8 protein-coding genes are annotated in these 12,845 nt (G+C 62.0%); all 8 read right to left on the minus strand.

What is annotated here, in order from left to right:
* Positions 1-170 precede the first annotated feature (170 nt).
* A complete protein-coding gene (locus PPRO_RS12400) occupies positions 171-2,786 on the minus strand; it encodes a cation-translocating P-type ATPase (protein ID WP_011736369.1) in 2,616 nt (871 codons plus the stop codon).
* Positions 2,787-2,992: 206 nt separating this feature from the next.
* Entirely contained in the window at positions 2,993-4,624 is a 1,632-nt protein-coding gene (locus PPRO_RS12405) for a two-component system sensor histidine kinase NtrB (protein ID WP_011736370.1), read from the minus strand.
* A gap of 3 nt (positions 4,625-4,627) precedes the next feature.
* Positions 4,628-5,845: a type II secretion system F family protein gene (locus PPRO_RS12410; RefSeq protein WP_011736371.1), complete on the minus strand. Its 1,218-nt coding sequence runs from the start codon at positions 5,843-5,845 to the stop codon at positions 4,628-4,630.
* Between the two features lie 24 nt (positions 5,846-5,869).
* Complete coding sequence (locus PPRO_RS12415) at positions 5,870-6,967, minus strand: type IV pilus twitching motility protein PilT (RefSeq protein ID WP_011736372.1); 1,098 nt, start codon at positions 6,965-6,967, stop codon at positions 5,870-5,872.
* Positions 6,968-7,011: 44 nt separating this feature from the next.
* Complete coding sequence (pilB, locus tag PPRO_RS12420) at positions 7,012-8,718, minus strand: type IV-A pilus assembly ATPase PilB (protein ID WP_011736373.1); 1,707 nt, start codon at positions 8,716-8,718, stop codon at positions 7,012-7,014.
* A gap of 180 nt (positions 8,719-8,898) precedes the next feature.
* The gene (locus PPRO_RS12425) at positions 8,899-10,857 is read right to left on the minus strand and encodes a glycosyltransferase family 117 protein (RefSeq protein ID WP_011736374.1); all 1,959 of its coding nucleotides are present in this window, start codon (positions 10,855-10,857) and stop codon (positions 8,899-8,901) included.
* Positions 10,854-11,864, minus strand: a complete 1,011-nt coding sequence (locus PPRO_RS12430; protein ID WP_011736375.1) for a lysylphosphatidylglycerol synthase transmembrane domain-containing protein — start codon at positions 11,862-11,864, stop codon at positions 10,854-10,856. The genes PPRO_RS12425 and PPRO_RS12430 overlap by 4 nt, the downstream gene beginning before the upstream one ends.
* Positions 11,861-12,838 carry a bifunctional riboflavin kinase/FAD synthetase gene (locus tag PPRO_RS12435; RefSeq protein ID WP_011736376.1) on the minus strand — a complete coding sequence of 326 codons (978 nt, stop codon included), beginning with the start codon at positions 12,836-12,838 and terminating at the stop codon, positions 11,861-11,863. The genes PPRO_RS12430 and PPRO_RS12435 overlap by 4 nt, the downstream gene beginning before the upstream one ends.
* Between the last annotated feature and the right edge of the window lie 7 nt (positions 12,839-12,845).

Below are 12,845 nucleotides of genomic sequence, written 5' to 3' on the forward strand. Positions count from 1 at the left end.
GCACCGAGACACGGAACGCTCAGGGTTCCCAGAGGAGCGCACCAGCCCGACAGCGGCGGACAGGCACACAACAGCTCTGCGAATTCATACAGTTGCAGCGAATTGTACGACACAGGGGAGCATTGTAGGTAGCTGCCTGTATGTCGTGGCCTGATGCCGTTTTTGTTGGTTCACGTCGTCCCGGGCCGTCGGCCACGCAGCACCTTCTCGACCTCAAGCGCTCCGAAGACGCATGTTCCCGGAAGAAGAACCCATACCAGGCTTTCGGGCGCTAGGGGAACGGTGGTGAAGAACGGCTGGAGCGTCGGGAGGTAAACTACCATCCCCTGCAGCAGGACCACCGCAAGCACCATGCACAGCAGCACCGGGTTGGTGAAAAAGCCGATACTGAAGAGGGAGTGCCCGAAGGAGCGCAACGCAAGAGCCTGGCCGATCTGGGCGAAGGCCAGGGAGGAGAACAGCACGGTCTGCCATTCGCCGTCCGGTTGCAGCAGCCAGAAATAACGCGCAAGGGCGATGCTGCTGACGGCGATGACGCCACCGGTCAGCAGGCTGTGCCGCAGCATCCGGCGGTCGAAGATCTGTGCCGAGGGGGAGATGGGGGGACGGTCCATGATATCCGGCTCGGCCCGCTCCATCCCCATTCCCAGCCCCAAAAGGCCGTCGGTGAGCAGGTTCAACCAGAGCAGTTGCAAAGGCGTCAGCGGCATGGGCAGCCCCAGGAACGGCAGCGTCACAACGGCCAGGATCTTGCCCAGATTACCGGCCACCGAGAACTCGATGAACTTGCGGATGTTGTCATAGATGGTGCGCCCCTCCTCCACCGAGGCCACGATGGTGGCGAAGTTGTCATCCAGGAGCACCATGTCGGAAGATTCCTTGGCCACATCGGTGCCGGTTATCCCCATGGCCACGCCGATGTCGGCCCGTTTGAGCGCCGGCGCGTCATTCACCCCGTCTCCGGTCATGGCCACCACCTGCCCGCTCTTCCTGAGCGCCTCCACGATCAAAAGCTTGTGTGCCGGCGAGACACGGGCATAGACCGACGTTGTCCCCACGATATCCGCCAGCCCCTCGGCCCCCCTGCGATCAAGCTCGGCGCCGACGACAACTCCTCCGCCTGTGCCGATGCCCAGGCTCCCGGCAATGGCGGCGGCGGTCAGGGGGTGGTCGCCGGTGATCATCACCGGCCGGATCCCCGCCCGGGCACAGCGTTCCACCGCATCCCGCGCCTCGGGGCGCGGCGGGTCCATCATGGCGATCAGCCCCATGAAGGTCAGCTCCCGGGAAGAGGCACCGCCATCGGGAGACCAGTCCGCCTCAACTCTGCAGCCGGCGCAGGCCAGCACCCGCATGCCCGAGGACGCCAGGGCAGCGACCCGCTCCATGACCTCAACCTGGGACACATGGCCGCAGAGCGGCAAAAGCACATCCACGGCACCCTTGGCAACGGCGAAGCGCTCACCCTGCCCCATTCCGCCAAGGGGCAAGCCCAGGTCCAGAGCTCCGGATGATACGGAATGAACCGTCACCATGCGCTTGCTGGCGGAATCGAAGGGAATCTCGGCAACGCGGGGGAAGAGCTGCTCCAGCTCATTCTTGGAGATGCCGGCCTGGGAGGCCGCCACCAGCAGCGCACCCTCGGTGGGATCGCCCACCACCTGGCAAACTCCATCCACCATCCGTTCGCTGGCGTCATTGCACAGGGCCGCGGCGTACAGGAGCTGTTCCCGGGAGCAGGGGGGCCAGGGAACGACCTCGGTCACGGTCATGCGGTTCTCGGTCAGGGTCCCGGTCTTGTCGGAGCAGATCACGGTTACGGAACCGAGCGTTTCCACCGCCGGAAGCTTGCGGATCAGTGCGTTTCGCCTGAGCATCCCCTGGGCTCCGATGGCCAGGGTGATGGTCACCACTGCCGGCAATCCCTCGGGAATGGCTGCCACGGCCAGGCTGACGGCGGTCAGCAGCATCAGCCGCAGATCCTCCCCCCGCAGCATGCCGATGACAAAAAATGCCACGGAGACCAGCACCGCCACGGCGGCCAGGACCTTGCCCAGACGGTCGAGCCTACGCTGCAGGGGGGTCCACTCCCGCGTGACCGCCTGGAGCATGGTGGCGATGCGCCCAAGTTCGGTGGACATGCCGGTGGCCACCACCAGGGCGACCCCCCTGCCGTAGCTGACGGTGGTGCCACTGTATGCCAGGTTGCGACGGTCCCCCAGCGCCAGATCCTCTCCGCGCAAAGGCTCGCTGATCTTCTCCACTGCCTCCGACTCACCGGTCAGCAGCGCCTCCTGGATCTTCAGGTTGTACGACTCGATCAGCCGGCAGTCGGCCGGGACCAGATTACCGGCCTCAAGGAGCAGGATGTCACCCGGCACCAGCCCGGCTGCCGGGGCCTCGACCACGGATCCGTCGCGCCGCAACCGCACGTTGGGCATTGCCAGTCGTTTCAGCGCCCGGATGGCCCGCTCGGCCCGGTATTCCTGGACGAACCCCAGGAGGGCAAAGAGGCAGACGATGGCCAGGATGGTGATGGTGTCCTTAAGGGAGCCGACCAGGGCAGAGAGGAGGGAGGCCGAGATCAGGATCAGGGCCATGGTGGAGGTGAACTGTTCCCAGAGTATGCGCCAGGGGGAGGTTCCCCCCCGTTCCTGGAGCTCGTTGGCCCCCTGGGTCGCCAGGCGCCGGGCAGCCTCCTCCGACGAGAGGCCATGCTCAGGGTCACTGGCCAGTCGCTCCAGGGCAGCTTCCGCGTCAATCAGGTGCCAGTTCAGCTGTTCCATCGTATGCGCTCCCTGTATTCCTTGCCCGTACCGGCGAACACGGCACTGACGAAGCGGACGAAAACCGGCGTGCACCCCCGTGACAGCGGGGTGGCGCAGGCCGGAAGAACGGGATTTGCCCCACATGCGGCAGGTGAAAGCTGCCTGCGTTCGCGGCTCTTGGGCTCACTGCGGCACCTGTCACCTGCCGTTTCCAGACTCAGCGGTCAGGCCGGAAGCGAGATGGTGATGCGGCACCCTCCCCAGGGAGGCGATTCCGCCGTGATCGTGCCGCCATGCTCTTCGATGATGCGGTAGGTAATCGCCAGCCCCAAGCCACATCCATCGCTCTTGGTGGTCCAGAACGGCTCGAACAGGTGGGCCGCCACCTCGTCCGTGATCCCGGAGCCGCTGTCGCTGACGGTGATCACCGCTCGTTGTTCCGCCCTATCCCCGTCTTCGGGGCTGGCCAGGTGCGCGGAGATCTCCACCCTGCCCCCCTCGGGCATTGCCTCGGCGGCATTGTTCAGCAGATTTATCAGAACCTGGCGCAGCTGGTTCTGGTCGGCGCTGATGGTCATTCGTTCCGGGACCTGGGCGGTGAGGGTTATGCCGCCGAAGCGGCGGTCCGAGGAGACCAGGAGACGCACCTCGTCGATCAGCCCCCCCAGGCTGATGCGTTCCTTGTGGGGAGAGACGGGGCGGGCATAGGTCAGAAAACTGGTGATCAGCGCGTTGAGTCGGTCGGTTTCCCGCAGGATGATCGCCAGCAGACGCTGGTCATTCTCGGCAACGGTGCCATGATCGGCGAGCAACTGCACCGAACCGCTCATGGCCGCCAGGGGGTTGCGAATCTCATGGGCCATGCGGGCGGCCAGCGAGCCCAGCACGGCCAGCTTGTCGCTGCGCCTAAGCGCCTCTTCCATGCGAATCTTGTCGGTCAGGTCCTTGAAGTTGATGATCGCTCCGGCCAGTTCGCCCCGGCCGTCGCTAAAGGGGACGCTGCTGTAGCCCAGGACAAGCGCCTCCCCATCGGCCCCCTTCCAGGCGCACTCACCGCTGCTCGTCCTGCCCTGCTCTCCCCGGACGGACGCCGCCATCTCCGGAAAGAGCCGCTCCAGCGGCAGATCATAGACATCCTGCTGCGTTTTTTTCGTCAGCTCCTCGGCATAGCGATTGAAGACTCGGATGGTCCCCTCCCGCGTCACCGTTATCAGGCCGCTCTCCAGGTTGGCAACGATGGTCCGGTTCAGGCGCTCCAGTTCTTCCAGGTTGACGTTCTTTCGTTCCAGGGCGTCGGCGTTCTGCCTGGCCTGCTGGGAGAGGTACCCGGTGATGAAGCCGGTCAGACCAAACCCCATCAGGTTCATGAATATGTTATAGAGGATCTGCATCCCGCCGAATGCGTGGGCCGCCTCCCGGCTCAGGCCTATGACCTCCAGATAGCCGAAATACTGGAAATCGCTGATGGCACCGTAGAGGATTCCGCACAGGGACGCGGTGTAGAACGCCTCCCGGCGTCCCAGGAGCACGCCGGCGTTCATGATGGAGAGCAGGTACAGGAAGGAGTAGGGGCTGTCCACCCCGCCGGTGAACAGCAGCAGCACCGTAACGAACAACAGGTCCCAGATGGTCTGCAGATAGGTGATGAAGTGACGAAAGCGGGGGAGTTTGAGCGAGAAGTGCGAAATGGCCGAGAAGAGAAAGGAAAAAGCCATCAGACGAATCACCCCGTTGTGGGTGATATCGTCCATGGCTTCAGGCTCCTTCAGCATCAACGCAACCGTGGAAACCAGAAACAGGAAACTGACCAGAATCCTGGCATAGATAAAAATCCGCAGCTGCCGTTCACGCCACATAGGTTATCCGCCGACAGTCCCCGCCAGCTTGAAGATCGGCAGATACATGGCAATGACCAGACCACCCACGGTGGTGCCCAGGAAGACCATCAGCAGCGGCTCCATCATGGCGGTCATGGCCGAAACAGCGTCATCCACCTCGTCATCGTAGAAATCGGCTATCTTGTTCAGCATGGCATCCATGGCGCCGGTGGCCTCGCCAACGCCGATCATCTGCACCACCATGGGAGGAAAGACGCCACAGGCCGCCAGCGGTTCAGCCATGGTCTTCCCCTCGGAGATGGCCTGCCGGACCCCGTAGATGGCCTCTTCGACGATCTTGTTTCCGGCCGTCTTGGCAACGATCTCCAGGCCGTCCATGATGGGAACGCCGGAACTCACCATGGTACCCAGGGTGCGGGTGAACTTGGCCACCGCCACCTTGCGGATCAGCGGACCGGCAATGGGCGCCTTGAGGGCCAAGCGGTCGACGGTCTTCCGCCCCGCCGGGGTGGCGTAGTACTTCTTGAACACCCAGAAAAGACCGTAGATCAGGGCGATAATCACGATGATATAGCGGGTCAGAAAGTTGCTTAAAGCGATAACGATCTTGGTGGGAGCGGGCAGATCTCCGCCGAAGTCCTGGAACATCTTGGCAAAGGTCGGGATGACGAAGATCAGGATGACCCCCACGACGATCACCGCAATGGACATGATGGTGAGCGGGTAGACCATGGCGCCCTTGATCTGCTTCTTCAGCTTCATGGCCTTCTCGATGTAGGCGGCCAGGCGCTGCAGAATCGTATCCAGGATACCGCCCACCTCGCCGGCAGCCACCAGGTTGACGAACAGCTGGTCAAAGGCCTTGGGGTGCTTGGCCAGGGCATCGGCAAAGGTGGAGCCGCTCTCCACGCTTTCCTTGACCTTGTAGAGTATCTCCTTGAAGGTCTTGTTCTCCTGCTGGCTGGAGAGGATCTCCAGGCACTGCACCAGGGGGAGGCCCGAGTCGATCATGGTGGCGAACTGGCGGGTGAAGATGACCAGTTCCTTTGTCTGGACCTTGCCCGATCCCCCGAAGGAGGGGAGCTTGAAGGACATCCCCTTGGCAACCTCGCTGATACTTATGTTGGTAAAGCCGTACTTCTTCAGCTGGGCCTCGACAATGGTGACACTGTCGGCCTCCATGGTCCCCTTCTGGACACCGCCGGTTTTGGTGCGTGCTTCCCAGGTAAACTTGGGCATAAAAACTCTCCTTGATCAATAAAGTCAGCGGCCAGGGGGACGGCGTTGCGGGTTCGTTGCCGGGTTGCTGAGCATCTGTTTCAACTCTTCCGGGTCCTGCGACCGACCCAGGGCATCTTCCAGCGAGATCTGCCGTCTCTGGTACAGCGAGAACAGGGACTGGTTCATGGTCTGCATGCCGAACTTTTCCTGGCCCACCTGCATCTGGGAGTAGATCTGGTGAACCTTGTCCTCGCGGATCAGGTTGCGGATGGCGGCGTTGGGCACCATGATCTCCAGCACCAGCGAACGCCCCTTGGCGTTCATCCGGGGAAGCAGCATCTGGGAGATGACCCCCTCCAGCACGAAGGAGAGCTGCGCCCTGATCTGGGTCTGCTGGTGGGGGGGGAACACATCCACGATACGGTTGATGGTCTGCACGCAGGAGTTGGTGTGCAACGTGGCCAGGCAGAGGTGACCGGTCTCGGAGAGGGTCAGAGCCGCCTCGATGGTCTCCAGGTCGCGCAGCTCGCCCACCAGGACCACGTCCGGGTCCTGGCGCAGCACGTACTTGAGGGCATTCTTGAACCCCTTGGTATCGGCGCCCACCTCGCGCTGGTTGACCACGCACCCCTTGTGGGGGTGGAGGTACTCGATGGGATCCTCGATGGTGACGATGTGCTCGTGGCGGTTCACGTTGATGTAGTCGATGATGGACGCCAGGGTCGTTGACTTGCCGCTGCCGGTGGGGCCGGTTACCAGGATCAGACCGCGGGCCTTGGAGGCCAGATCTGCCACGATCGACGGAAGGCAGAGTTCCTCGAAGGAGAGGATCTTGTAGGGAATCACGCGAAAGACGCCGGCAACCGCCCCGCGCTGCACGAAGACATTGCCCCTGAAGCGGGACAACCCCTTGACGCCGAAGGAGAGGTCCAGCTCGTTCTCCTCCTCGAACTTGTGCTTCTGGGTGTCGGTGAGCACGCTGTAGCAGAGCTGCTTGGTGTCCACCTGGTTGAGGGGGGGATAGTCCAGCGGCAGCAGTTTGCCGTCAACGCGGATCTGGGGAGGCGAATTGGTGGTTATGTGCAGGTCGGAGCCGTTGGCCTCGACCAGCGTCTTGAGCAGTTGGTGAAGACTGAGCATGGAATGCGCCTTTCGTGACTCGTGACCAGTCACCAGTAACGGATTTAGGTATCGGCGATGGTGACCCGCAGCACCTCTTCGAACGAGGTAACCCCTTCCTTGAGCTTGGTGAGCCCGGACTGGCGCATGGACTTGATCCCCAGCCGCATGGTTTCGCGCTTGATCTCGGCGGTATTGGCCCCGTTGAGGATCAGTTCGCGGATCTCGTCCAGCATCGGCATGACCTGATAGAAGCCAACCCTCCCTTTGTAGCCGGTGCCGTTACAGACCGGGCACCCCTTGCCACGGTAGCAGACATAGCCAGGGGCTTCGTCGGGCGGCACGCCGGCATCGATCAGCGCCTGGACCGGAATATCCTCCGGCTCCTTGCACTCCTTGCAGACGCGCCGTGCCAGGCGCTGGGCGGTGATCAGGTTCACCGCCGATGCCACCAGAAACGGCTCGATGCCCATGTTCAGCAGGCGGTTGATGGTGGCGGGGGCATCGTTGGTATGCAGGGTGGAGAGCACCAGGTGGCCGGTCAGGGCGGCCTTGACGGCGATCTCAGCGGTTTCGAAGTCGCGGATCTCGCCAATCATGATGATATCCGGATCCTGACGCAGGAAGGAGCGCAACGCGGCGGCGAAGTTGAGGCCGATGTCCTCGTGCATCTGGACCTGGTTGATGCCGGCAAAGTTGAACTCCACCGGATCCTCGGCGGTTGATATATTCTCGGAGACCTTGTTCAGCTCGGCAATGGCCGAATAGAGCGAAACGGTCTTGCCACTGCCGGTGGGACCGGTGACCAGCACCATGCCGAAGGGCTTGTGAATCTCCCGCAGGAAGTTCTCCAGGGCCTCCGGCTCGTAGCCCAGCTTGGTCAGATCGGTCTGCAGGCTGCTCTTGTCCGATAGACGCATGCAGATCTTCTCGCCGAACAGAGTCGGCAGGACCGAGACCCTGAAGTCCATATCCTTTCCGCCGCCCAGCTTGATCTTGATGCGGCCGTCCTGGGGGAGGCGGCGCTCGGCGATATCCAGCTCAGCCATGATCTTGATGCGCGAGGTAATGGCGTTCTTCAGCTTCAGCGGCGGCTTCATGGCCTCGTACAGCACGCCGTCGATGCGGTAGCGCACCCGGAACAGCTTCTCGTAGGGCTCGATGTGGATGTCGCTGGCTTTCTTCTTGATGGCATCCTGCAGAATGGCATTGACCATCCTGACCACCGGCGCATCCTCCGTGGCCCGCTCCATGGAGCTGATGTCCACATCCTCGTCGACATCAACCACCTCCAGGTCCTCCAGGTTCATGTCATCCATGACATCGGCCAGGGAGGCGGACTGGTCGTAGTACTTGTCGATGGCCGCCTTGATATCGCTTTCCGAAGCGATGACCATCTCCACGTTGTAGCCGGTCATGAACTTGATGTCTTCGATGGCGAAGAGATTGGAGGGATCGGTAACCGCCACGACCAGGGTCGCCCCGACGCGGTTGATGGGAACCAGTTGATACTTCTGGACAACCTCGGACTGGATGATCTTGGTAACAGCCGGATCCACGTCATAGTTGGAAAGGCTGACCGTGGGCACACCGTACTGTTTGGAGAGAAATGCCGTCAGATTCTCTTCGCTGATCAGGTTCTGCTTGACCAGGATCGTGCCGAGACGGGCCTGCCCGCCGGACATCTTCTGTTCTTCGAGAGCCTTGGCAAGCTGTTCTCTGGTGATCAGGTTGTTGGTTACCAGGATTTCTCCCAGCCTGCTCAACTGCATAAAAACTCCCGGAATATAACGTTGTAATGACAGATAGTATGCGGATTGACGGAGGATGTCAAGTATAGTCAAACAATACAGATAGTTGCAAAAACAGCAACCGATTTTCCCTTGGGGAACCGCCCAACCGGCCCGTTAGAGACTACCATACCATCCAATTCAATCGCCCGCGGGTGGCTGTCAGCGTTCGCCCTGGTAGCGCATAAGCAGCTGCCGCACGGCAGAGCGCATTTCGGGAGCGATCCGTTCCGCACGTTCCAGCATGACCCGCCCCTGACGGATGTGCCCCTCGCTCATCAGGAACTCGCCCGTTTCCAGGTGGCCGTTGGCATAGATCAGGATAGCCTTGCCCGTATCCAGATCAAGGAAGGAGATTTTTTCCAGGATGCCGCGGTTATTGTAATTCTCCCAGATGGAGGTTTCGGGAAGTCCTCCCGGCTCGGATCTGCGCCGCAGGCGGTAGACGATCCCCCGCTGCACCGCACTGTAGTCGCGCAAGGAGACGGAGTAGCGGGTGGAAAAATCCACATGGACCGGCCGTTGGCCGATGATGTCGCCTATGGCCATGCGCAGACACGCCTCTGGTCCCGGAGCACCGGACGCGCGTTTCTTCAGGCTGCTCTCCCGAAAGAGGCGCGGCAGGGAATCCAGGTACCAGTCGAATACCAGGTGCGGGACATGGGGCAGGTCCACGTCTTCGCGCATCCGCTCCACACCTTGCAGATACCAGAGCGGAAAAGCTCCGCTGTCGCCCCAGGTGAACATGACTCCGTCGCGGGGGAGCGACCTGAGGGAGTTGCTGGCGTAATCGAAGGCGATGTAGTTGTCGTGCTGGTCGTTTTCGTAATAGTTGACGCCGCAGAGCGTCAGGGGAAGCAGAAAGAACATCAACCCCACCAGGGCGTACAGTGAGGGGCCGAAGCATTCCGGAAGGTGCGCCGAACGCACCGCAAAGAGCAGCAGGTGAAACAGGCCGACTCCCACCAGGACAGCCGTGAGCAGGTAGAGGGGGGTGAAGAACTCCTCGGTCAAAAAGATCATCTCGCCAGGCGTGTTGAAGTGGCCGGCGATGACCAGCAGGAAGCTGACCACGGCGGCCAGATAGGCCAGAACCAGCTCGCGACGGCTCCTCCAGAGCCGGACCAGGGCGAAGAGCAGCAGGGCGACACCCAGCCAGGTGAACTCGTGGGGGATGTTGAATGCCGTGATCTGGGCCCAGAGCAGTGAGGGGGGGCGGGAATGGGGCTCGCTGGGATAGCCCTTGCGCAGCACATGCCAGAGGAACTGCGTCACGGTGCTGGTGTCGCCCCAGTTCAGGAGCGGCTTGCGGGTCGCCCGCAGGGGGAGGTAGAGCTGGACGGAGAAACCGAACAGGGCGAAGGCCGCTGCCAGCACCAGTTCCCTGATCCGGGAAAGCATGCGCCAGTCGGTCATGACGATCAGGAGGAACCAGGACGGCAGCAGCAGAATCAGGGTCTGGTGCAGCCCCATGGCCATGCCGGCCAGGAAGGTGGCGGCATAGACATAGGCCGGGCATTCCTCGCCGGCCAGATAGCGTTCCCGCCAGAGCAGGAGCAGATAGAGGATCATGGCGGTGACAAACGCCAGAAGCGGGTACGGCTTGTCGTGGTTGGACTGGAGCCAGAGCCGTGGCGTAACCGCGAACACGCAGGCCGCCGACAGGGCGGCCATCCTGACGGCATAGTGGGAAAAGGTCTGGTCCTCCACCACCCTCTCCTCCCCCAGCAGCCGCAAGGCCAGCAGGTACACCCCCAGACAGGCCAGGGAGGAGGAAAGAGCGGTGGCCATGTTGATGCGAAAGGCGATATTGCCGAAGGGGAGCCAGGTGAACGGCTTGGCGAACATGAGAAACAGGGGATAGCCGGGCGAGTGGGCCGACCCCATGGAGGCGATGGCGGTCAGGAATTCGCCGCTGTCGAAGAAGGTAACCGACGGCGCCAGGGTCGCCATGTAGAGAGCAAAGGGAATCACCAGCGCCAGGACGGCGAAGGGGTCCAGACAGTCGGGAAGCAGAAAACAGAGAAAAAGAAGGGGGCGCTTCCCGGACGATCCGCCGCGCCTGCAGGTCGCGGCGGATCGTCCAGGGAAGAACCGTGCGAGAATGGCTGGACACTTCACGAACCGCCACCGGCATCCCGAACGCAATCAAGGGATACTTTCCCTCCCCAGAGGTGGAAGAAACCGGCGATAACCACCGGAAAGAATGAGGTTCCGTGAACGACCAGGGCGATGCTGATGGCGGTGGACGGGGGGATGCCGAACAGCGACAACCCCTGGTAGCAGGCATAGTGGTAGGTGCCGATGTACCCCGGTGACGCCGGGACCATCACGGCAAACACCAGCAGCACCAGGATGAACATGGAGGCGGTCATGGGAAGCTGGACGCCGAACCCGCGCAGGATCATGTCCACCGGCAGAACGGCAAAGGCCCAGATCAGAAGCGACGAGAAGACCATGGCGGCAATATGGTCCGGCCGCGGGGAGAGCCTGATTCCCTGCACGAACGAGCCCAGCAGGGGTAGCAGCCGCCGGGAAAGCGACCCGGGAAAGGGCTTCAACAGCCTTTCCACCAGGGAGAGGGTACCTGCGGTCCTGCGTTTCAGCAGGAACAGGAAGAGTAGCACGGCAAGGTAGAGCAGGAAGGTGACCAGACCGCCCACCTTGAGGGCTGACTCGGCTGTCGCCATCCCCTGGGGAAGGTGCAGGGTGAACAGGGTCAGCACCAGGATCAGCAGCACCGTGAAGCCGTCGAAGAGGCGGTCGATGACCAGCGAGGCGAACACGGTGGGGGTTTCCAGCCCCTCCCGCTCGGCCAGGACATAGGCCCGGATGAACTCGCCCAAGCGGGCCGGAAGCAGGTTGTTGGCCATGTAGCCGATGATGGTTGCCGGGTAGAGCGACGAAAGCGGAATCTTCTTTTCGGAGATCAGCAGATAGCGCCAGCGCACGGCTCGCAGGAAATAGCTGAAAAAAGTGCAGGCGATCGCCAAGAGGACGAAGCGGTAATCGGCCGAACAGATCGCTGCCCCAAGCTGCTTGACATCCATCTTCCTGAGCAGCAGGGTCATGAAGAAGACGCTTACGGCCAGACCGCCCCAGAATTTGAGATCGAGGCTGTTTTTCACCGGCAGCTCCCCGCAACCGGGGTGCGGAGCGGTTTCACCAGTGCCCGGTCAACCGCGGCCAGCACGTCCCTGGTTGTCTGCACATCCTGCCTGATGGCCCGGATCAGGGTCTGGGCATCGGGAAACTTCCGTTCTCCCCGCAGTCGTTGGACAAAACAGATCGACAGCTCCCGATCGTACAGCTGGCCGGAGAAATCCAGCAGGAACACCTCGATGGAGCGTTCACCCTGACCAAGGGTCGGATTGGTGCCGATGTTGCAAGCGCCCTGGTACAGTTCGCCCTCCACCGCCACCATGACGGCATAGACCCCGTCATGGGGAATCAGTTCGTTCTGCGGGGCGACATTCGCCGTGGGAAAGCCGAGCTCCCGTCCCACCTGCCGTCCATGCACCACATGGCCGGCAACCACGTGGTATCTCCCCAGAATCCGGGCTGCCGCAGACACATCCCCTTCCGTGACCAAGCGCCGCACCAGGCTGCTGCTGAAGACAAGCCCGTCCGTTCCCACCGGATCCAGCTCCTCCAGGGTGAAGCGGCATTCTCCCATCATGCGGGCCAGTGTCTCGTAATTGCCCTGCCGGTCCCGGCCAAAGGCGTAGTCGTGGCCGATGATGATATGGCGCATGCCCAGGGAGTGGCAGAGCACGTCGCGCACAAAGGCTTCCGCCGACAGCATGGAAAAGGCCTGGGTAAAGCCGATCACCACCAGGCAGTCCACTCCCTGCTCCCCTATCAGGGCACACTTCTGTTCAAAGGTCGTGATCAGCGTGGGCGATATTTCGGGCGTCAGCAGGGCCAGGGGATGGGGCTCGAAGGTAACCACCACCGAAGGGAGCGCCAGGCGGGCGCTCTGCTGTTTCAGGTGGCGCAAAAGCGCCACATGGCCGCGGTGGACACCGTCGAAATTGCCGATGGTGACCACCGAATCCACGAAGTTCTTGTTGAATATTTCCGTTCCGGTCAGTATGCGCATGGTTCAA

The organism is Pelobacter propionicus DSM 2379 (assembly GCF_000015045.1).
GTDB classification, from domain to species: domain Bacteria; phylum Desulfobacterota; class Desulfuromonadia; order Geobacterales; family Pseudopelobacteraceae; genus Pseudopelobacter; species Pseudopelobacter propionicus.